Below are 21532 nucleotides of genomic sequence, written 5' to 3' on the forward strand. Positions count from 1 at the left end.
ATCCGTAGCTCAGCTGGATAGAGTACTCGGCTACGAACCGAGCGGTCGGAGGTTCGAATCCTCCCGGATGCACCATATTCTGTAGTGCTAAAGCGAAACCTCTCTGCCATAGTCCGGTGTCATCACAGCGAACACCAGGGAGGATAACGTTGCTTCAGCAACGGCCCGAAGGGCGAGGCGTCAGCCGAGTCATCCTCCCGGATGCACCATATTTTTCGGTATGGACGTGTATTCCTGGTCTGTAAGACATAGTCGATTTGTCAGGCAGAGCCAGGGAGGATAACGTTGCTTCAGCAACGGCCCGAAGGGCAAGGCGTCAGCCGAGTCATCCTTACGCAGGCACTGTCTTGCGAATCTTCTGGCCGAAATCCCCCGCATATGACCTGTGAAGCCATCGTGTTATCAGGCGCAGGACAACACTGTTCGTTCTCTCTGTTTACTCAGACGATCTGAGAACGCCTCACCTGAATGCCCTCAAACCACACCTGTGTCGCGCAAGCTTCGGTTTATGCGGCCTGAACGCGTTCGGGCTTTAAGGCGTGAGCGTAGTCGCGATCTTGTGCCAGAATCACATTGATTGTGGTGATACATTTTCTGCTGAACATTGTTAATCCTTGATAACATTCCTGGCATAGCGCTTACCTTCTGCATCGCTGCTAAAATCACAGGGAATTCGCGACCTTACAGGCTTTCCAACCCGATCACCTTTATCTGAAAACTAAAATAGCTAATGCTTTCAAAGCATTTGCTGTTCATCCCGCCTGGCGACAACCTACGCACATTCAGCTAAAGTAATGGCTCATTTGTTGGAGGTCCTCAGTGACAATCTACGATCAATACGACGCCCTGATTTTCGATATGGACGGTACTATTCTTGATACTGAACCGACACATCGAAAAGCGTGGCGTCAGGTGCTGTCACGCTATGGCCTGGCGTTCGATGAAGCGCGCGTAACGGCGTTCAACGGTGCGCCCTCATGGCAACTGGCGAAGTTCATTATTGAAACCAATAATTCAGATCGCGATCCTTATTTGCTCGCCGCTGAAAAAACGGCAGCGGTAAAAGCGATGCTGCTGGATAACGTGCAGCCGCTTCCGCTCATGGAGGTCGTCAAGGCGTACTATGGTCGCCGCCCTTTGGCTGTGGGTACAGGTAGTGAGCACGCTATGGCTGATGCGCTGCTCAGCCAGTTGGGTGTCAGAGATCTCTTTTCTGCTGTGGTGGGGGCCGACGACGTGCAGCGTCACAAGCCTGAGCCCGATACCTTTCTACGCTGTGCTGCGCTGATGGGCATCGCGCCAGAGCGCTGTGTGGTGTTCGAAGACGCTGATTTTGGCGTGCAGGCAGCGAAGGCCGCAGGGATGGCCGTGGTTGATGTTCGCCTGCTGTGAGCGAAACACTGGCTTATGTGTCTTTATTGAGTAGCAGCTTTCTCAGTGCGACGTTACTTCCGGGTAGCTCAGAGGCGCTGTTAGTTGCACTACTGATCGCGAAAAGCGCATCAGTTTATGGGTTGATTTTAGTCGCATCGTTAGGGAATACCCTGGGTGGCTTGACCAACATAATTTTGGGTCGCTTATTGCCGTTAAAACGTCAGGGGCGATGGCATGAGACAGCGATGACGTGGTTGCAACGGCTGGGGCCGGCAGCACTGTTGTTAAGTTGGCTACCGGTTGTAGGCGATCTGCTCTGCGTTCTTGCAGGTTGGTTACGCTTTGGCTGGTTGCCCTCGATACTGTTTCTGGCTATCGGTAAAACGCTGCGTTATATCGTTATTGCGACCGCCACATTACAGGGCATGGAATGGTGGCATTGATTCGTACTGATTCGGGGCTAGGGTTAACACTATGCTGAACAAAAATAAATTATTCACACAGCGGGAGGTTAATGTGATCCCCGACGTATCAAAAGCGTTATCCTGGCTGGAAGCGCATCCTGATGCACTTAAAGGCATTGGCCGTGGCATTGAACGTGAAACGCTGCGTGTGCAGCCAGATGGTCATCTTGCGACGACCGCGCATCCAGAGTCACTGGGGTCGGCGCTTAAGCATGACTGGATCACCACCGACTTTGCTGAAACGCTGCTGGAGTTTATTACCCCGGTTGATCACAGCATCGATCACATGCTGGCGTTTTTGCGTGACGTTCATCGTCATGTTGCCCGCGAACTCGGTGAAGAGCGCATGTGGCCTTTCAGCATGCCTTGCCTGATTGAAGATGCGGATAAAATTACGCTGGCACAATACGGCAAATCCAATATCGGTCGTATGAAAACCCTTTACCGTCAGGGATTAAAGAACCGCTATGGTGCGTTGATGCAAACCATCTCCGGTATCCATTACAACTTCTCGCTGCCGCTGTCCTTCTGGCAGGCCTGGGCGGACGTAAAAGATTATGAAAGCGGTAAAGAAACCATATCTGCCGGTTATCTGCGGCTGATCCGCAACTACTATCGTTTTGGCTGGATCATCCCTTATCTGTTTGGCGCATCGCCTGCAATTTGTTCCAGTTTCCTGCAGGGCAGCGAGAGCGCACTGCCGTTTGACACCGATAATAAAGGTACGCTCTGGCTCCCCTATGCCACTTCGCTGCGTCTGAGTGACCTGGGCTATACCAATAAGTCGCAGAGCTCGCTGGGTATTACCTTTAACTCTCTTGAGGGTTATGTCAGCGCCCTGAAAAAAGCGATTAAAACGCCTTCTGAAGACTTCGTGAAGATGGGCACGCGGGATGCAGACGGAAACTGGTTGCAGCTGAACACTAACGTCCTGCAGATTGAGAATGAGCTCTATGCGCCGATTCGTCCCAAGCGCGTTACCCGATCCGGTGAAGCGCCTTCCGATGCCCTGCAACGTGGCGGCATCGAGTACATCGAAGTGCGCTCAATGGACATTAACCCTTTCTCGCCCATCGGGGTGGATGAAAACCAGGTGCGGTTCCTGGATCTGTTCCTGATTTGGTGCACGCTGGCAGATGCGCCAGAGATGAGCTCTGATGAATTGCAGTGCAGTCGGCAGAACTGGAATCGCGTGGTGCTGGAAGGGCGCAAACCCGATCTGAAAATTGCAGTCGGCTGCGGTGAAGCAGAGTATTCACTGGTCGAGGTCGGCAAGACACTGTTTGCTGATTTGCGCCGCGTTGCGGAAGCGCTGGACAGCAATCAAGGCACAACAGAATATCAGCAAGTCTGTGACGAACTGGTAGCATCCTTCGACGATCCTGAGCTAACCTATTCGGCGCGTATTCTTAAAGCCATGAAAGAAAGCGGCGTGACGGGAACGGGCATCGCTCTGGCAGAGCAGTATCAGCAGTTGCTGGTTAACGAGCCACTGGAAGTGCTCAAGCCGGAAGACTTTGCGCGTCAGGCACAGGCGTCCGTTGCCGCGCAGCAGCAGCTTGAAGCGAATGATACGTTAGATTTTGAAACCTATCTGGCTGGCCGGGAAGGGTAGAAAAGAAAAAGGCCACATCAATGTGGCCAAATTAACATCTCTGTTGTCAGGGATGGATGATAACAAATGCGCGTCTTTCATATATTCAGACGCTGGGCGATCGGAAAAGTTTCATCGTTCTCAAAAAATTTTTCAGACAAAGAGGTGACGTATGCCATTACTGGATAGTTTTACTGTTGATCACACCATCATGGCCGCGCCCGCAGTGCGTGTAGCAAAAACCATGAAGACTCCCCATGGCGATACGATTACTGTTTTTGACCTGCGTTTTTGTCGCCCCAATATCGACATTCTGACTGAACGTGGGATCCACACGCTTGAGCATTTGTTTGCGGGCTTTATGCGTAACCATCTCAACGGTAACGGCGTAGAGATTGTTGATATTTCACCTATGGGTTGCCGCACAGGCTTCTACATGAGCCTGATTGGTACACCAGACGAGCAACGTGTGGCACAAGCCTGGAAAGGCGCGATGGAAGACGTGCTGAAGGTGAAAGATCAGAACCAGATTCCAGAGCTGAACGAATATCAGTGTGGCAGCTATAAACTGCATTCTCTGGATGAAGCTCAGCAAATTGCCCGCAACGTGCTGGCGCAGGAGATCGGTGTTAACCACAATGACGATCTGAAACTGCCTGCCGAAAAACTGAAAGAGCTGCACATCTAGTCAGTTAGGTTAGTCCGGACAGTAAAACGCCGCACATGAGCGGCGTTTTTTATAACAGCGCCTGCATGACGACGGCGGGCTTTTCAAAAACCTGCGGGTCAGGCGAAAAAAACCGCCTTGCAATGAACTGCACCCAAAAAGTTGGACACCCAACTGAGTAAGGTGCAGTTTTTTATGAGCATCAGGATCCTACGGATTGCTTGAGCGGTGTCTGTGGTGTGATGCGAACCTGCTTAATCATATTGTCCTGCACATCCAGAATATCAACATCATAGTGATTCACCTGAACGCGCGTGTTCACTGTTGGAATCTCTTCCAGTGCTTCCAGTAACATACCGTTGATGGTACGCGCTTCCTGCTCAGGCAGTTGCCAGTTGAAGGCTTTATTGATCTCACGAATATTCGCGCTACCTTCAATCAGTACGGAGCCATCATTTTGCGGCATCACTTCTTCAGCCAGCGACGGAGACATTGAGGTCGTGAAATCACCCACAATCTCCTCCAGAATGTCCTCTATCGAAATCAGGCCTTTGATATCGCCGTACTCATCCACGACCAGACCGGTCTTTTTCTTGTTGCGCTGAAATTTCACCAACTGAACGTTGAGCGGCGTGCCTTCGGGAATGTAGTAGATCTCATCGGCGGCACGCAGCAGCATCTCTTTCGTAAACTCTTTTTTCTCGGTCATCATGCGCCAGGCTTCGCGCACCCGCAGCATCCCTACACAATCATCCAGCGAATCACGGAACAGGACAATGCGACCGTGCGGTGAATGGCTTAACTGACGGATGACTGATTTCCAGTCATCGTTGATGTTAATACCAACAATCTCGTTACGCGGCACCATAATGTCGTCCACACTGACCTTTTCAAGGTCCAGTACAGATAACAACATATCCTGATTGCGGCGCGACATGTGCGTACGCGATTCGTAAACGATGGTACGCAACTCTTCTTTACTGAGCGCTGAACTAATCGCACCATCCGCCCGGATGCCCACCAGTCGCATCAGCAGTCGGGTAATGGTGTTAAGCAACCACACCAGGGGCAGCATGATGTATTGCAGCGGACCGAGCAGAAAGCTACTAGGGTAAGCGACTTTTTCTGGATAAAGTGCAGCAACCGTTTTGGGCAGCACTTCTGCAAACACCAGTACAACAAATGTCAGGATACCGGTCGCGATCGCGACACCGGCATCGCCATACAAACGCATCCCTACGATAGTACCAATGGCGGACGCCAGAATATTGACCAGGTTATTACCGATAAGGACCAGGCTGATGAGGCGATCCGGGCGCTTTAACAATTTTTCGACGCGGCGGGCTGCGCGATGGCCATGTTTAGCCTGATGGCGCAGTTTATAACGATTGAGCGTCATCATGCCGGTTTCAGAGCCTGAAAAATAGGCTGAAACCAACACCATAATGATGAGTGTGACAATCAACGTCGTGGTCGAAACATGTTCCACCGCAAAACTTCCTTTTATTAAGAACTGTGAATGAGCAGGTGTTGCAGTACGCGACTGCCAAAGTACGCCATCGTGAGCAGCGCTGCGCCGCCGCAGTTAAACCACACTACGCGGCGACCACGCCAGCCTTCATGATAGTGGCCCCAGAGCAGAACGATGTAGACAAACCAGGCAATAATCGATAGCACGGCCTTATCTACGTTTTCGGCGCTGAACAGGTCATGCATATAAAACAGGCCGGTACACAGCACCAGCGTCAGTAACACAACGCCAACCTGGGTGATGTGAAACATTTTACGTTCAATGGTCAGCAGCGGTGGCATGTCCTGAGTGAAAGCCAGTTTTTTGTTCTTAAGCTGGTAATCAATCCACGCAAGCTGCAACGCGTACAACGCCGCGATGATGAGTGTTGCATAGGCAAACAGCGACAGCCCGATATGAATCATAATGCCGGGCGTGGTTTCAAGGTGCGTAATAAACGCATTCGGGACAAAAGTGGCAAAGGCCAGGTTAATTAATGCAAAGCTGTAAACAATCGGCAGCAGTAGCCAGCCACGATTTCGGGAGGCAACAATGGTCATGATTGCACAAATCAGCAGGCTGACCAGAGAGCCGATATTCAACAGGCTGAGATTTTGCCCGCCATCAACGGCAAAGATACGCTGCTGCAGGGCGACAGCGTGCGTGACTAACGCCACACAGGCCGACAGCACAGCTAACCTGCGCCAGCCGCTTTGACGCTTCAACAGGCTGGGGATGATGAGTGCAAGGCTCAGGGAGTAGGCGAACAGCGCCACAATCGCGAAAACGGACATAGTTCCTTTCAGGCATCAGTCAGATAAAGGAAAAGGGCAGTATAGCGCCAGCCGCAGCAGGCTCCAAACGATCTAAGGTGGAATTGATGAGGAACTGAGGTGGAAGTGAAGAGATCGCCTCGGCTTCGTGTTATAATCCGCCGCATTCTGCCGGTATGGTGCCTCGCGATTTTTTTTAAGTGAGAGACAATGTTTGACAATTTAACCGATCGTTTGTCGCAAACTCTGCGCAATATCAGCGGCCGCGGAAGGCTGACTGAAGACAACATTAAAGATACGCTGCGCGAAGTGCGCATGGCGCTGCTGGAAGCTGACGTTGCGCTGCCGGTGGTGCGTGACTTCATTAATCGCGTCAAAGAGAGCGCGGTAGGCCAAGACGTCAACAAAAGCCTGACGCCGGGCCAGGAATTTATCAAAATTGTCCGTAACGAACTGGTTACGGCGATGGGCGCAGAAAACAACGCGCTGGATCTTGCCGCACAGCCGCCGGCCGTTGTGCTGATGGCCGGTCTGCAGGGTGCGGGTAAAACCACCAGTGTCGGTAAGCTGGGTAAATTTCTGCGTGAAAAGCACAAGAAAAAAGTGCTGGTGGTATCTGCTGACGTTTATCGCCCGGCGGCGATCAAACAGCTTGAGACACTGGCACAGCAGGTCGGTGTGGATTTTTGCCCCTCGGATCTGAGCCAGAAGCCCGTTGATATCGTCAACAACGCGCTGCGTGAAGCCAAACTCAAGTTTTATGACGTATTGCTGGTCGATACCGCGGGTCGTCTGCACGTAGACGAAGCGATGATGGACGAGATTAAACAGGTTCACGCCGCAATTAATCCGGTAGAAACCCTGTTTGTCGTGGATGCCATGACCGGTCAGGATGCGGCGAATACCGCCAAAGCCTTTAATGAAGCGCTGCCGCTGACAGGGGTTATTCTGACGAAGGTGGATGGCGATGCACGCGGTGGTGCTGCCCTGTCTATTCGCCATATCACCGGCAAGCCGATCAAATTTATGGGGATGGGCGAGAAGACCGATGCGCTGGAAGCCTTTTATCCTGACCGCATTGCCTCGCGTATTCTTGGCATGGGCGACGTGCTGTCGCTTATTGAAGATATCGAAAGTAAAGTTGACCGCGCGCAAGCGGAAAAACTGGCGAAGAAACTGAAAACCGGCGACGGTTTTGATCTCAATGACTTCCTTGAGCAGTTAAAGCAGATGCGTAACATGGGCGGTATGGCGAGCCTGATGGGCAAGCTGCCGGGCATGGGGCAACTGCCAGACAACGTGAAATCGCAGATGGATGACAAAGTGCTGGTGCGCATGGAAGCCATCATCAATTCGATGACACGTAAAGAGCGTGAAAAACCAGAAATTATCAAAGGTTCGCGCAAGCGCCGCATCGCTACCGGCTCGGGCATGCAGGTGCAGGACGTTAACCGCTTATTAAAGCAGTTCGACGACATGCAGCGGATGATGAAGAAAATGAAGAAGGGCGGAATGGCGAAAATGATGCGCGGCATGAAAGGTATGATGCCGCCAGGTTTCCCAGGACGCTAATGGGTTCCACAAAAAAGCCTGGGATTACTCGGTTTAGGTTGCTTTTTGCGCCAAAATGAGTAAAATTTTCGGGCTTTTTATACAGCACCCGGACCCCGTTCCTCGATGGGGGCCGGGTGTTTTATTAACTGAAGAGGATGTTATGGTAACAATTCGTTTGGCACGTCACGGCGCTAAAAAGCGTCCGTTCTATCAGGTCGTCGTCACTGACAGCCGCAATGCACGCAACGGTCGCTTCATCGAGCGCGTAGGTTTCTTCAACCCGATCGCATCTGGTCAGGCAGAAGGTCTGCGTCTGGATCTGGATCGTATCGAGCACTGGGTTGGCCAGGGCGCAACGCTTTCTGATCGCGTTAACGCGCTGATCAAAGAAGCAAAGAAAGCAGCTTAATCTGTCACGGTGGTGAGCATGAGCAGACAACTTGCCGCACAGGCACCTGTTAACCCGATTGTTTTGGGGAAAATGGGTGCGGCATACGGCATTCGCGGCTGGCTCAAAGTGTTTTCCTCCACTGAAGACGCTGAAAGCATCTTTGACTACCAACCCTGGTTTATCCAGCGCGCCGGTAAATGGCAGCAGGTGGAACTGGATGGTTGGAAGCACCACAATCAGGACCTGATCATCAAAGTCAAAGGCATTGACGATCGGGATGCGGCGGCACAGTTGACCAATTGCGAAATTCAGGTCGACTCGACGCAGCTGCCTGCGCTGGATAACGGTGAGTACTACTGGAAAGACCTGATGGGTTGCAAGGTAGTCAACGTTGAAGGCTACGAACTGGGTAAAGTCGTCGATATGATGGAAACCGGTTCGAACGACGTTCTCGTCGTGAAGGCAAACCTGAAAGATGCGTTTGGTGTACAGGAGCGGTTAATTCCGTTTCTTGATGAACAGGTTATCAAGAAAGTCGATCTCTCTACTGGCCTTATTGAAGTAGATTGGGATCCTGGTTTTTGATCTCCGAATCAAACGGTAACGTAACGGCGAAGACAATGTGGATTGGTGTAATTAGCCTGTTTCCAGAAATGTTTCGCGCTATTACCGATTACGGGGTAACTGGCCGGGCAGTAAAAAATGGCCTGCTCAGCGTTCAAAGCTGGAGTCCACGTGACTTCACGCACGACCGGCACCGTACTGTGGACGATCGTCCTTATGGTGGCGGACCGGGAATGCTGATGATGGTACAACCTTTACGGGATGCCATCTCCGCAGCGAAAGCAGCGGCGGGAGAGGGTGCCAGGGTGATATATCTTTCACCTCAGGGCCGCAAACTTGACCAACAGGGCGTTTGCGAACTGGCATCACGAGACAAGCTCATCCTTGTCTGTGGTCGCTATGAAGGGATTGATGAGCGCGTAATCCAGACCGAAATTGATGAAGAATGGTCAATCGGTGATTACGTTCTCAGCGGCGGGGAACTGCCAGCAATGACGATGATTGACGCGGTTGCCCGGTTCATTCCGGGAGTACTCGGCAAACAGGCGTCAGCCGATGAGGATTCGTTCTCTGACGGATTGCTGGATTGTCCGCACTATACCCGACCTGAAGTGTTAGAAGGGATGGACGTTCCGCCAGTTTTGCTGTCGGGCAACCATGCCGATATTCGCCAGTGGCGCCTGAAACAGTCGCTAGGCCGTACCTGGCTAAGAAGACCTGAACTTCTGGAAAACCTGGCTCTGACTGAAGAGCAAGCAAGGTTGCTTAAGGCGTTCCAACAGGAACACCAGCAACAAAACGATGATGCGGGAGAGTGATCTTCCCTGACTATCAGTTTACCCAGGATAAGAGATTTAATTATGAGCAACATTATTAAGCAAATTGAACAAGAGCAGATGAAACAGGACGTACCTTCCTTCCGTCCGGGTGATACCGTGGAAGTGAAAGTATGGGTCGTTGAAGGTTCTAAAAAACGTCTGCAGGCATTCGAGGGCGTGGTTATCGCTATTCGTAACCGCGGTCTGCACTCTGCATTCACTGTTCGCAAAATTTCTAACGGCGAAGGCGTTGAGCGTGTCTTCCAGACTCACTCTCCGGTAATTGACAGCATCGCTGTTAAACGTCGTGGCGCTGTGCGTAAAGCCAAACTGTACTACCTGCGTGAGCGTACTGGTAAGTCTGCTCGTATCAAAGAGCGTCTTAACTAAGGTATCGCTAACGCGACATCTAAAAGTTAATAGCAAACAAGGGGTTGGCAATGTGCCAGCCCCTTTTTTATGCCAGTGCCTAAAAAATGCCTACGCCGAATGTTTGCCGTCATCTGCAGGCAAAGTGTGCCAGACCAAAACGCTGTCTCACATAAAGGAAAACCTGTCGGAACAGAACAGGTATCTTTGCGATGCCGTGCATGCCAACCGCCGGGATGCTGCGTAACGCAATCTGCTCGTCATCGGACACAACCGATTATTCTCTTATTCAATCTCATTGCCCTAAGGACAGGTTTTGAAAGACGTCGTTTTTTTAGTTTCCGGCTTTATATTTTCGCTCGCCTCATTCTATTCAGCCCGATATGCACTGGAAGGCAACAAGCATAAGTGGCTTTGCCGCTGCCTGACCGCAGTCTGGGTAAGCATGGGATTCGTGTTGTTTCCCCTTTTTCTTGCGCTGGGGTTGTATGGTCCGGCCCTTATCTTTGTGGCGGCTAACGTGATCCTTGTTTGGGCAGGCCGCGAACACAAAAAGGAACTGGCACGTAAGAACAAAACGTCCACGGCGATGACGGCGCATGTGCCCCTGGTCGAGGTTGATATGCCCTGGCTGAGTCTAAAAGAGATCGGGTTCAGCTATTTTGACTACGAGGGTAAGGTGGCTTACCGGCGCGTGGATGTGGAGTCCTGCGATGGGATGTTTATCAAAGGCTATTGTCATTTCCACAGAGAGATGCGCGCATTCGAACTGGTACGGATCGAATCCGGCATTATCATTCTGCGTAATACCGGGAAAACCATGGACGTTAACAGCTGGCTTGTCGCTTATGTTGAGGCCTACGACCGCTGAGTACGATCTCATGCCTTTTCATGAGGGGCGCTGGAAATGATAGATCGCCGCGTTGACCGGCCCGCTGTCTAAAACAATTAAACCATAACGGTAATCGATAAAGCGCCCGCCACTCTTTTCCGCTACACGTCTGCTGGCGAAGTTATTCTCCACCGCCAGCAGTTCTATTGTCTGTACATCCGGGCGCGCAAAGCCAAATTCCAGTAACAGCTTTACCGCTTGCGTGGCAACACCCTGACATTGCGCGTCACTGCGAACCCAGTACCCCAAAGCGCAAAACTCTCCCGGTTTTTTAGCAAAGCGAAAGCCTGCACCACCTAACAGGCGGTTCTGGGCATCCACGATGGCAAATTCTTCCGCTTCTTTAAGTGCGCGTTGTAAGTGTGTAAAGCGAATCCAGCTTTCGGCTTCATCCGGCTGATAATCCGGATGCGCCCAACTCATCCAGGGCAATAACGTATCCAAAGAGTCATTAACGGCTACGGTGAAGGCCTCAATATCGCTTAGATCAAAGGGACGCAGGCGAATGGCTGCAGTGGTCTGGATCATGTTTTCGTCCTTGTCAGTTAACGTATCAATATTAACAGGGGGATTTCGGTGGTGGAATAGATGCTATGTATATTTATGTTTACACAATGACAGCCTGACTGATTGTGTTTTTATTTTTTTAATTCATTGATATTAAATATATTTTATTGATATTTTCAGGTGTTTTATTTTTGATGGTAAATAAAGTGTACATAAGGGGTTGTCGAGTGTACTCATTATGATACAGTTTCATCTCTCCTCCATGAGGATCCCGTGACCGCATAAATGAGTGTAAAGGACAGGACGATGCAAAAAGACGCGTTAAACAATGTTCATATCGCCAATGAGCAGGTGTTGATTACTCCCGAAGAGCTTAAAACGAAATTCCCGTTGAGCAATGCGCAGCAGGCGCAAATCGCCGCCTCGCGCCAGACGATTGCGGATATCATTGCAGGCCGTGATTCCCGCCTGTTAGTGGTTTGTGGCCCATGCTCAATTCACGATACAGAAGCGGCTCTGGATTATGCGCGTCGTCTGCAAAGCCTCTCTGAGCAGGTGAAAGATCGACTGTACCTTGTTATGCGCGTCTACTTTGAGAAACCCCGCACGACCGTTGGCTGGAAGGGGTTAATTAACGATCCTTACATGGATAACTCATTTGATATGGAAGCGGGTTTGCACATTGCCCGTGAGTTGCTGGTGAATCTTGTCGATATGGGCTTGCCGTTAGCGACGGAAGCGCTGGATCCAAACAGCCCGCAATATTTGGGCGATCTTTTTAGCTGGTCGGCGATTGGCGCACGCACGACGGAATCACAAACCCACCGTGAAATGGCTTCAGGCCTGTCAATGCCGGTGGGCTTTAAAAACGGTACCGACGGCAGCCTGGGGACGGCGATAAATGCCATGCGCGCGGCGGCAATGCCTCATCGGTTTGTGGGTATCAATCAGTCAGGCCAGGTTTGCCTGTTGCAAACACAGGGAAATCCTGACGGGCACGTTATTTTACGCGGCGGCAAAGCACCAAACTACAGTCCGGAAGACGTGGCACAATGTGAAACGGCCATGCTTAAAGCGGGACTCCGCCCGGCCTTAATGATAGATTGCAGCCACGGTAACTCTGATAAAGACTACCGCCGTCAGCCTGGCGTCGCGCAATCGGCCATCGATCAGATCAAGAAAGGCAACCGTTCGATTATTGGCCTGATGCTGGAAAGCCACATTAGCGAAGGCAATCAGTCTTCCGAGCAGCCGCGCAGTGAGATGAAGTACGGCGTCTCTGTTACCGATGCCTGCATCAACTGGAACGTCACCGAGGCGTTACTGCGCGAAATGCATGATGAGCTAAACGAGGTTCTGTCGGCGCGTCTTTCACACGAGGTGTAGTGGGCAATGGTGGCTGAATTAACTGCATTACGCGAACAAATTGATACGGTAGATAAAGCACTGCTGGATCTACTGGCAAAACGTTTGGAACTGGTAGCGGAAGTCGGCGAAGTTAAAAGCCGCCATGGTTTGCCAATCTATGTTCCGGAGCGGGAAGCTTCTATGCTGGCGTCCCGTCGCAAAGAGGCAGAAGCGCTGGGCGTGTCTGGCGATCTGATTGAAGACGTATTGCGCCGCGTCATGCGAGAATCCTATACCAGCGAAAATGATAAAGGGTTTAAAACCCTGCGTCCCGAGTTACGTCCGGTGGTGATCGTCGGCGGTAATGGCCAGATGGGACGCCTGTTTAATAAAATGCTGACGCTGTCGGGCTACCAGGTAAAAACGCTGGATAAAGATGACTGGGATCGGGCGGAAACGCTGTTCAGCGATGCCGGTATGGTGATCATCAGCGTGCCTATCCATCTGACCGAGCAGGTGATTCAACAACTCCCTGCGCTGCCGGATGACTGTATCCTGGTGGATCTGGCGTCCGTCAAGAATCGCCCCCTACAGGCGATGCTGGCGGCGCATCAGGGACCGGTACTCGGTCTGCATCCTATGTTCGGGCCGGACAGCGGCAGTCTTGCCAAGCAGGTTGTGGTCTGGTGCGATGGGCGGCAGCCGGAAGCCTATCAATGGTTTCTGGAGCAGATACAGGTCTGGGGAGCGCGCCTGCATCGCATTGGGGCAGAAGAACACGATCAGAATATGGCATTTATCCAGGCGCTGCGCCATTTCGCGACTTTTGCTTATGGCCTTCACCTGGCTGAAGAGAATGTCAATCTTGATCAGCTCCTGGCTTTGTCCTCGCCCATTTACCGGCTTGAGCTGGCAATGGTGGGGCGCCTGTTTGCACAGGATCCGCAGCTGTATGCGGATATCATTATGTCGTCTGAAAATAACCTGAACCTTATCAAACGTTATTATCAGCGCTTTGGTGAAGCCATTGCCCTGCTGGAACAAGGTGATAAAAACGCCTTTATTGCCAGCTTCAACCGGGTAGAAGAGTGGTTTGGCGATCACGCCAAACGCTTTTTGGTTGAGAGCCGAAGCCTGCTGCGCTCGGCGAACGACAGCCGGCCATAAGCTAAAAAGGCATCCAGTTGGATGCCTTTTTACTGATTACTTGTCGGGTTCAACGGGAATGATATTTTCGCTGGGGTAACAGCCAAGTACTTTTAACGAACGCGTCATCGCCCTCAGCTCTTCTAATGCCTGCTGCATCTTTTCAGACTGCAGATTGCCCTGCACATCCAGATAAAACATCTCTTCCCACGGGTTACCGTTGATAGGCCGGGATTCCAGTTTGCTCATAATCAGGTTGTGCTGGCGCAAGACCAACAGTGCGTCAACCAGTGCACCCGCCTGCTGGCCGGTTGCCATGATCAGCGTCGTTTTCGCCGAAATCTGATCGGATACTTCGATGGGCTTACGGGCCAGGACAATAAAGCGTGTGTGATTCTGCTGTTGGTTGGCCAGATTACGCTCCAGCACCTGTAACTGATACAGCTCGCCACCGGCTTCGCTACCGATCGCCGCGACCTTAGGTGAGTTGAGCGCGGCCACTTTTTCCATGGCAGCGGCGGTGCTTTCGGTGTAGACAATCTTCCAGTGCGGGAAGCGGTTAATGAAGTGGCTGGTCTGCTGAAAAGGCTGCGGATGGCTGTAGACCGTTTCAATCTGTTCCAGGTCGCTCTGGCTACTGACCAACATGCAGTGCTCAATCGGAAGCGTCAGTTCCCCTACGATAGAGAGGTTGGTCTGTTGCAGCAGGTCGTACACATCGTTGATTGAACCGGAGCTGGTATTCTCGATCGGTAAGACGGCGTAATCCGCCGCGTTATTCTCCACCTGCTTGATAATGTCATGAAATTTCAGGCAACCGCATTCAACCATGTTACTGAAATGACGCGCGGCATACTGACGGGCAGCCAGATGAGAGTAAGAGCCTTTCGGGCCTAAGAAGGCGATGCGGGCCGCATGAGCATGCGTATGGTTGAGGTTTTTTTGCAGCAAGGCCTGCTGAGTCAGAACCGAATCTTCAATCACTAACTGAAACAGGCGGGTAATGTAGTGCGCATCCAACTGATGTTTTTTACCCAGTACGATGAGGTGCTCAATCAGTGCGCGTTCACGTTCGACGTCGCGGACAGGGCGGTGCGTTGCCAGCTTCGCCTTTGCAACCTCCACGGCCAGCAAACGCCGTTCAGCGAGTAACGTCAGTAGTTTTTCATCAACGGCGCTGATTTTATCACGCAGTGCCAGAAGCGGATTGTCCGGGGTCATAAGGCTCACCTGTAAGCTATCCAATAAAAAAGCCTCCCGGTTGGGAGGCTTTGTTGTTCGTCTTCGCTTTCTTTTTACACGACGAATGGCCTCCCAGTCAGGGGAAGGTAAAAAAGAAAGCGAAGAAAAACGACAGTGTTTTCATGACAGGTTCCAAAAATAAGCTGTTCTGAGAGTAACCGCACAGATGAAAAGCTGTCAACAAAAAACGCGCCCGTAGGCGCGTCAGGAAGGTGAGGACAAAACTTACTCTTCGGCGGCGGGGGTAAAGTCTTTAACGCTGGTGGCCGCGCGGCGCGCTTCAGATTTGTGCTGCACTTTATTAAGTTGGCGCTCGAGTTTTCCTATCAGATCGTTGATAGCAGTGTACATATCGTCATGTTTGGCACTGGCGACCAGTGTACCGTTTGGCGTATTAATCGTGGCGTCTGCCACAAACTCTTTGGATTCTTTCGACAGAACGATATGCGGGTTAATCAGGTCGGTTTGCCACTTTTCTAACTTGGCGAGACGGTCTTCGACGTGTTCACGGATGGCTGGAGTAATTTCCATTTGCTTACTGGTAATATTCACGATCATTATGCTTACCTCTCTGTGATTGCCGTCTGAATGGATCCAGCATAGCGCGATATCTCTGTAGATGTGTGATTTTGATCACAAAAAAATGTCACTTTTTGTCAACTACAGCAAATTGTGAGAAAGGGCGAGAATGTGGCCGAAAAGCCTTGAAGCTAACGCCTTATCAAGGCATTCTTGATAAGTTAGCTCAACAGGTAAATCAACATTTTGCCTGTTTTATGCGCATAAAAAAGCAGCCTCCAGGGCTGCTTTTTTTGTGGCTCAACGCGCGAACGTCTCAGTCGTTGTTTGCTGCGATAATTTTTGCGACTTTATCCGCCTCGGCGTTCAGTTGCAACTGGCGATAGGCGTTTTCCATCAGCGGTAACGCATCGTGCGTCGCCTGCGTGTCCGGATAATCGCGCATCATGCCTTCAACACGGTTAACAACCGCGACATAGGCCCCACGCTTGGTATAGAATTGCGCCACTGAAAGCTCATATTTTGACAAACGGTCTTTCAGATAGACCTGACGTTTATAGGCATCGGCTGCATATTGGCTGTTTGGATAGCTGCGCAGCAGCTGTGCAAAGTCGCGGAATGCATCACGAGCATGGGTAGGATCGCGATCGGAACGGTCGATGCCGAAAAAGCCCTGCAATGCCGAATCATCCAGCGCCATATCCGTCAGCCCTTTCATATAGATGACGTAATCGATATTAGGATGCGTAGGATTTAAACGCATAAAGCGGCTGATGGCAGCCTGCGCCATCGGCAGATCGGCATTTTTATAGTACGCGTAGATCAAATCCAACTGAACCTGCTGCGAATAGGGACCGAATGGGTAACGATTATCCAGCGCTTCCAGTTGCTTAATCGCCGCTTTAAAGTTACCGTCCTGCAGCTTTTGTTGCGCTGTAGCATAGATTTCAGAAGGCGGGTTGTCCGGTACCGCGTCATTTGAGCCGGAACAACCAACAAGTGCCAGGCTCAGTGTGGCTGCAGCCACCAGATATTTCATACGCGTCATGACGAAGTGATTATCCTCAAAATGTTATGGCGGAAGCTGTCCGTATAGCTCCCGGTAATGACCAGGTACGATAGCACATTATATTAAACGGCATCGCCGTAAAACCCAACGTTAACGAAGAAGCTGTATATGGCACAACAAGTTCAACTCACCGCAACGGTATCCGAATCACAACTCGGACAACGTTTAGATCAAACTTTGGCGGAATTGTTCCCTGATTATTCACGTTCCCGCATAAAAGAGTGGATCCTTAACCAGCGCGTCAGTGTCAACGGCACTGTGACTGATAAGCCGAAAGAAAAAGTGCTCGGCGGCGAGCGCGTGACCATCGATGCTGAGATCGAAGAAGAGCAGCGCTGGGAACCCCAAAATATCCCGCTGGATATCGTCTACGAAGATGAAGATATCATTGTCATCAATAAACCACGTGACTTTGTGGTGCATCCGGGCGCGGGCAATCCTGATGGCACCGTACTCAATGCGCTGCTGCATCACTATCCCGCCATTGCCGATGTGCCGCGCGCGGGCATCGTTCATCGCCTGGACAAAGATACAACCGGGCTGATGGTCGTGGCGAAAACCGTCCCGGCGCAAACGCACCTTGTCGACGCCCTTCAGCGCCGTGAAATTACACGTGAATATGAAGCGGTCGCCATCGGTACGATGACTGCTGGCGGCACGGTCGATGAACCGATTAGCCGTCACTCAACTAAACGTACGCATATGTCCGTGCATCCCATGGGGAAACCGGCTGTCACTCACTATCGCATCATGGAGCATTTCCGTGCTCATACGCGGTTGCGTCTGCGCCTGGAAACCGGCCGTACGCACCAGATCCGTGTGCATATGTCGCACATTAATCATCCTCTGGTGGGCGACCCGCTTTACGGTGGCCGTCCGCGTCCGCCAAAAGGCGCATCGGAAGACTTTATTACCACGCTGCGCGGGTTTGATCGCCAGGCGCTGCATGCGACGATGCTCCGGCTTTACCATCCTATCTCTGGGATTGAGATGGAATTCCATGCCGCGATACCTCAGGACATGATTGATCTGATTGATGCGCTGAAAGCGGATACAGAGATGTTCAAGGATCAGCTGGACTGGCTATGAGCCTGATTATTCCACAATGGCCGGCACCCGATCGGGTGCGTGCCGTCTCAACGTTACGGCAGGGCGGCGTGAGCGAGGGGAACTGGCGTTCGCTTAATCTCGGCAGCCATGTCGGTGACAAGCTGCATCATGTGGCAGCCAACCGTGAGCGGCTGATAGCGCTTGCGGCGTTGCCCGCGATGCCGCAGTGGCTGGAGCAGGTTCATTCAACCGACGTTGCCTGCCTGAGCGCAGGGGGAACCGCGCCGCGACAGGCAGATGCTTGTATTACGCGGGAAACGGGCGTGGTATGTGCAATCATGACGGCTGACTGCCTGCCTGTGCTGTTTTGTTCGGATGACGGCCGTGAAGTTGCTGCGGCTCATGCAGGATGGCGCGGGCTGTGTGGCGGCGTACTGGAAAATACCCTGGCACAGTTTCAGGCTGCGCCCGGCAATATTCACGCCTGGCTCGGGCCGGCCATTGGTCCTGATGCGTTCGAAGTCGGTGCAGAAGTGCGTCGCGCGTTTATGAATCACGATCCTGAGGCAGCTGCCGCTTTTCGTCCGGCGGGGGAAAAATTCTACGCGGATATCTGGCTACTGGCCCGTCAGCGGCTCCATGCTGCAGGCGTGAAATCAGTGAGTGCGGATTCACGTTGTACCTTTAGCGAGCAGGACGATTTTTTCTCCTATCGTCGGGATGGCATCACCGGCCGTATGGCAACTTTAATTTGGCTGTTATAGTCTTAGCCCGTAAGACGATCCAGACAGAGCGTTTTTTAGTCCTTTTTCAGGTCATTAACCTTGAATATTTGAGGAATGACCTCATTTTAATCTCCAGTAGCATTTGACCTGTAATGGGAGGAATTATGCGTCTGGATCGTCTTACTAATAAATTTCAACTCGCTCTGTCCGACGCGCAGTCTTTGGCTTTAGGACACGATAACCAGTTTATTGAACCCTTGCACCTGATGAGCGCGTTGCTCAAGCAGGAAGGGAGTTCCGTTGCGCCCCTGTTGTCCTCAGCCGGTACTGACGTAGCATCGTTACGTACGCAAATTGATCAGGCTATTGACCGTTTGCCGCAGGTAGAAGGCAGCGGCGGAGATGTGCAGCCATCATCCGACCTGATCCGAGTGCTTAACCTGTGCGATAAGCTGGCACAGAAGCGCAACGACAACTTTATCTCATCAGAATTATTTGTTTTGGCAGCCCTGGATTCACGTGGCTCGCTGGCGGACATATTGAAATCCGCAGGCGTCACCAACGAAAAGCTCACCAAAGCGATTGAACAACTTCGTGGAGGCGACAACGTGAACGATCAGGGTGCTGAAGATCAGCGTCAGGCTTTAAAGAAATATACGATCGATCTCACCGAGCGCGCCGAGAAAGGCAAGCTCGATCCGGTGATTGGGCGTGATGAAGAGATTCGCCGTACCATCCAGGTACTGCAACGTCGTACTAAAAACAACCCCGTGTTGATTGGTGAGCCCGGCGTAGGTAAAACCGCCATCGTCGAAGGGCTGGCGCAGCGCATTATCAATGGTGAAGTGCCGGAAGGGCTGAAAGGCCGCCGTGTGCTGGCACTGGATATGGGCGCGCTGGTGGCAGGGGCTAAATACCGTGGTGAATTCGAAGAGCGTCTGAAAGGCGTGCTCAGCGACCTGTCTAAGCAGGAAGGCAACGTCATTCTGTTTATTGATGAGCTGCATACCATGGTGGGCGCGGGTAAAGCAGATGGTGCAATGGACGCCGGCAATATGCTGAAGCCTGCGCTGGCGCGCGGCGAGTTACACTGTGTCGGCGCTACCACGCTGGACGAATATCGCCAGTATATCGAGAAAGACGCCGCGCTGGAGCGCCGTTTCCAGAAAGTGTTTGTGGCAGAGCCCAGCGTTGAAGATACCATCGCGATTTTGCGGGGTTTGAAAGAGCGTTATGAGTTGCACCACCATGTGCAGATCACTGACCCGGCTATCGTCGCGGCAGCAACGCTTTCTCATCGCTACATAGCCGATCGCCAGTTGCCAGATAAGGCGATTGACCTGATTGATGAGGCGGCATCCAGTATCCGTATGCAGATTGACTCCAAGCCGGAAGCGCTGGATCGTCTGGAGCGCCGTATTATTCAGCTGAAGCTGGAACAGCAGGCGTTAAAGAAAGAATCTGATGATGCCAGCGTCAAACGTCTGGATATGCTGGAAGCCGAGCTAAACCAGAAAGAGCGTGAATATGCCGAGCTGGAAGAAGAGTGGAAAGCGGAAAAGGCCTCGTTGACCGGCACGCAGAATATCAAAGCGGAGCTGGAGCAGGCGCGCCTTACCCTTGAGCAGGCACGTCGCTCAGGCGATCTGGCACAGATGTCTGAACTGCAGTACGGCAAGATCCCGGCGCTGGAGAAACAGCTGGCTTCCGCTACACAGTCTGAAGGCAAGACGATGAAGCTGCTGCGTAACCGCGTAACGGACGTTGAGATTGCCGATGTTCTGGCGCGCTGGACCGGTATTCCGGTCGCCCGGATGATGGAAGGAGAGCGCGACAAACTTCTGCGCATGGAGCAGGAACTGCATTCACGAGTCATCGGACAGGATGAAGCGGTTGAAGCGGTTTCCAATGCCATTCGCCGTAGCCGCGCAGGTCTGGCCGATCCTAATCGTCCTGTCGGGTCGTTCCTGTTCCTGGGCCCAACAGGTGTGGGTAAAACGGAACTGTGTAAATCACTGGCTAACTTCCTGTTCGACAGTGACGATGCGATGGTTCGTATCGACATGTCAGAATTTATGGAAAAACATTCTGTGTCGCGGTTGGTGGGCGCACCTCCGGGTTATGTCGGCTATGAAGAGGGCGGCTATCTGACTGAAGCGGTTCGCCGTCGTCCTTATTCTGTGATCCTGTTGGATGAAATCGAGAAGGCGCATCCCGATGTCTTCAATATTTTGCTGCAGGTTCTGGATGATGGCCGGTTGACGGACGGACAAGGGCGCACCGTTGATTTCCGCAATACGGTCGTGATCATGACCTCTAACCTGGGCTCAGATTTAATTCAGGAACGTTTCGGCAATCTGAATTATCCCGAGATGAAAAATCTGGTGATGGGCGTAGTGGGTCAACATTTCCGTCCAGAGTTCGTGAACCGTATTGACGAGGTAGTGGTGTTCCATCCGCTGGGTGAAAAACACATTGCGTCTATTGCACAGATTCAACTGCAGCGGCTGTACAAACGTCTGGAAGACCGAGGCTATCAGCTGCATATCTCTGATGCGGCGATCAAACTGTTGGGCGAAAACGGTTATGACCCGGTTTACGGTGCGCGTCCACTGAAACGCGCAATCCAGCAGCAGATAGAAAACCCACTGGCACAGCAGATTCTTTCTGGTGAGCTGGTCCCGGGCAAAGTGATTGAGATGGACGTAAAAGACGACGTCATTACTGCCCACCAGTAAAGGCATATTTATTAAAAACGGGCGTTACGCCCGTTTTTTGTACGCGGAATCTGTGGTTTTGGCTTTTTTTAAAGCGTATTGCCTGGAAAGTAATCACTCGAAAGATTTATTTGAATTAGCGCTTGTCAGCCTAAAATATTTGCCTATAATGCGCCTCCACTGACACGGCACAACGGCTTACGTAACGCGGTGTTCAGCAGGAGGCTCCCAGGAGTTTCC

22 protein-coding genes and 1 other annotated feature are annotated in these 21532 nt (G+C 51.8%); of the genes, 15 read left to right on the top strand and 7 right to left on the bottom strand.

Features of this window, described 5'->3' with window-relative positions; all coding sequences use genetic code 11:
- The first annotated feature begins 825 nt into the window (after positions 1–825).
- From yqaB to luxS, 4 genes are all read left to right on the top strand, one after another.
- On the top strand, positions 826–1392 hold the full coding sequence (yqaB, locus tag QLG08_RS01170) for a fructose-1-phosphate/6-phosphogluconate phosphatase (RefSeq protein ID WP_024471530.1): 567 nt from the start codon (positions 826–828) through the stop codon (positions 1390–1392).
- Entirely contained in the window at positions 1389–1817 is a 429-nt protein-coding gene (locus QLG08_RS01175; RefSeq protein ID WP_013026901.1) for a YqaA family protein, read from the top strand. The genes yqaB and QLG08_RS01175 overlap by 4 nt, the downstream gene beginning before the upstream one ends.
- 31 nt (positions 1818–1848) lie before the next feature.
- Positions 1849–3453 (top strand): glutamate--cysteine ligase, encoded by a 1605-nt coding sequence (gene gshA, locus QLG08_RS01180; RefSeq protein WP_014594418.1) that lies wholly within the window; start codon positions 1849–1851, stop codon positions 3451–3453.
- A 151-nt stretch (positions 3454–3604) separates the two neighbouring features.
- Complete coding sequence (gene luxS / locus QLG08_RS01185) at positions 3605–4120, top strand: S-ribosylhomocysteine lyase (protein WP_013026899.1); 516 nt, start codon at positions 3605–3607, stop codon at positions 4118–4120.
- 181 nt (positions 4121–4301) lie between these two features.
- Here luxS and QLG08_RS01190 read toward each other — a convergent pair whose 3' ends face one another.
- Both QLG08_RS01190 and QLG08_RS01195 read right to left on the bottom strand, forming a co-directional pair.
- The gene (locus QLG08_RS01190; RefSeq protein ID WP_013026898.1) at positions 4302–5588 is read right to left on the bottom strand and encodes an HlyC/CorC family transporter; all 1287 of its coding nucleotides are present in this window, start codon (positions 5586–5588) and stop codon (positions 4302–4304) included.
- A 17-nt stretch (positions 5589–5605) separates the two neighbouring features.
- The gene (locus QLG08_RS01195; protein WP_013026897.1) at positions 5606–6403 is read right to left on the bottom strand and encodes an inner membrane protein YpjD; all 798 of its coding nucleotides are present in this window, start codon (positions 6401–6403) and stop codon (positions 5606–5608) included.
- A 189-nt stretch (positions 6404–6592) separates the two neighbouring features.
- Here QLG08_RS01195 and ffh point away from each other — a divergent pair, with 189 nt between their 5' ends.
- From ffh to QLG08_RS01225, 6 genes are all read left to right on the top strand, one after another.
- Entirely contained in the window at positions 6593–7954 is a 1362-nt protein-coding gene (gene ffh, locus QLG08_RS01200) for a signal recognition particle protein (protein ID WP_072138997.1), read from the top strand.
- 142 nt (positions 7955–8096) lie between these two features.
- The gene (gene rpsP / locus QLG08_RS01205) at positions 8097–8345 is read left to right on the top strand and encodes a 30S ribosomal protein S16 (RefSeq protein WP_007893313.1); all 249 of its coding nucleotides are present in this window, start codon (positions 8097–8099) and stop codon (positions 8343–8345) included.
- Positions 8346–8363: 18 nt separating this feature from the next.
- On the top strand, positions 8364–8912 hold the full coding sequence (rimM, locus tag QLG08_RS01210) for a ribosome maturation factor RimM (RefSeq protein ID WP_014594416.1): 549 nt from the start codon (positions 8364–8366) through the stop codon (positions 8910–8912).
- 35 nt (positions 8913–8947) lie between these two features.
- Positions 8948–9709: a tRNA (guanosine(37)-N1)-methyltransferase TrmD gene (gene trmD / locus QLG08_RS01215; protein WP_014594415.1), complete on the top strand. Its 762-nt coding sequence runs from the start codon at positions 8948–8950 to the stop codon at positions 9707–9709.
- Positions 9710–9751: 42 nt separating this feature from the next.
- On the top strand, positions 9752–10099 hold the full coding sequence (gene rplS, locus QLG08_RS01220) for a 50S ribosomal protein L19 (RefSeq protein WP_013026892.1): 348 nt from the start codon (positions 9752–9754) through the stop codon (positions 10097–10099).
- 295 nt (positions 10100–10394) lie between these two features.
- Positions 10395–10949, top strand: coding sequence for a hypothetical protein (locus QLG08_RS01225; RefSeq protein WP_110286751.1), 555 nt, complete (start codon positions 10395–10397; stop codon positions 10947–10949).
- An 18-nt stretch (positions 10950–10967) separates the two neighbouring features.
- Here the strand turns inward: QLG08_RS01225 and QLG08_RS01230 are convergent, their stop codons facing one another.
- On the bottom strand, positions 10968–11498 hold the full coding sequence (locus QLG08_RS01230) for a GNAT family N-acetyltransferase (RefSeq protein ID WP_013026890.1): 531 nt from the start codon (positions 11496–11498) through the stop codon (positions 10968–10970).
- A 285-nt stretch (positions 11499–11783) separates the two neighbouring features.
- Here QLG08_RS01230 and QLG08_RS01235 point away from each other — a divergent pair, with 285 nt between their 5' ends.
- Positions 11784–12863 (top strand): 3-deoxy-7-phosphoheptulonate synthase, encoded by a 1080-nt coding sequence (locus QLG08_RS01235; protein WP_014605181.1) that lies wholly within the window; start codon positions 11784–11786, stop codon positions 12861–12863.
- Between the two features lie 6 nt (positions 12864–12869).
- Positions 12870–13991 carry a bifunctional chorismate mutase/prephenate dehydrogenase gene (gene tyrA / locus QLG08_RS01240; protein WP_013026888.1) on the top strand — a complete coding sequence of 374 codons (1122 nt, stop codon included), beginning with the start codon at positions 12870–12872 and terminating at the stop codon, positions 13989–13991.
- A 36-nt stretch (positions 13992–14027) separates the two neighbouring features.
- Here the strand turns inward: tyrA and pheA are convergent, their stop codons facing one another.
- The 4 genes from pheA to bamD all read right to left on the bottom strand — a co-directional run bounded on the left by pheA (position 14028) and on the right by bamD (position 16779).
- On the bottom strand, positions 14028–15191 hold the full coding sequence (gene pheA / locus QLG08_RS01245) for a bifunctional chorismate mutase/prephenate dehydratase (RefSeq protein ID WP_014594412.1): 1164 nt from the start codon (positions 15189–15191) through the stop codon (positions 14028–14030).
- Between the two features lie 22 nt (positions 15192–15213).
- Positions 15214–15337: a sequence feature (Phe leader region), on the bottom strand.
- A complete protein-coding gene (locus QLG08_RS01250; protein WP_193372328.1) occupies positions 15289–15336 on the bottom strand; it encodes a hypothetical protein in 48 nt (15 codons plus the stop codon). It overlaps the preceding feature by 48 nt.
- 100 nt (positions 15338–15437) lie before the next feature.
- The gene (gene raiA, locus QLG08_RS01255; protein ID WP_013026886.1) at positions 15438–15770 is read right to left on the bottom strand and encodes a ribosome-associated translation inhibitor RaiA; all 333 of its coding nucleotides are present in this window, start codon (positions 15768–15770) and stop codon (positions 15438–15440) included.
- A 277-nt stretch (positions 15771–16047) separates the two neighbouring features.
- A complete protein-coding gene (gene bamD, locus QLG08_RS01260; protein ID WP_013026885.1) occupies positions 16048–16779 on the bottom strand; it encodes an outer membrane protein assembly factor BamD in 732 nt (243 codons plus the stop codon).
- Between the two features lie 129 nt (positions 16780–16908).
- On the opposite strand from bamD, the gene rluD reads away from it, so the two are divergent.
- The 3 genes from rluD to clpB all read left to right on the top strand — a co-directional run bounded on the left by rluD (position 16909) and on the right by clpB (position 21313).
- The gene (rluD, locus tag QLG08_RS01265) at positions 16909–17889 is read left to right on the top strand and encodes a 23S rRNA pseudouridine(1911/1915/1917) synthase RluD (RefSeq protein ID WP_013026884.1); all 981 of its coding nucleotides are present in this window, start codon (positions 16909–16911) and stop codon (positions 17887–17889) included.
- Positions 17886–18614 (top strand): purine nucleoside phosphorylase YfiH, encoded by a 729-nt coding sequence (gene yfiH / locus QLG08_RS01270; protein WP_028715714.1) that lies wholly within the window; start codon positions 17886–17888, stop codon positions 18612–18614. The genes rluD and yfiH overlap by 4 nt, the downstream gene beginning before the upstream one ends.
- 125 nt (positions 18615–18739) lie before the next feature.
- Positions 18740–21313 carry an ATP-dependent chaperone ClpB gene (gene clpB, locus QLG08_RS01275; protein WP_022623083.1) on the top strand — a complete coding sequence of 858 codons (2574 nt, stop codon included), beginning with the start codon at positions 18740–18742 and terminating at the stop codon, positions 21311–21313.
- Positions 21314–21532: the final 219 nt, after the last annotated feature.

The sequence above is a fragment of the Pantoea sp. V106_11 genome (assembly GCF_029967885.1).
In the GTDB taxonomy this organism is placed as follows: Bacteria; Pseudomonadota; Gammaproteobacteria; order Enterobacterales; family Enterobacteriaceae; genus Pantoea; species Pantoea ananatis.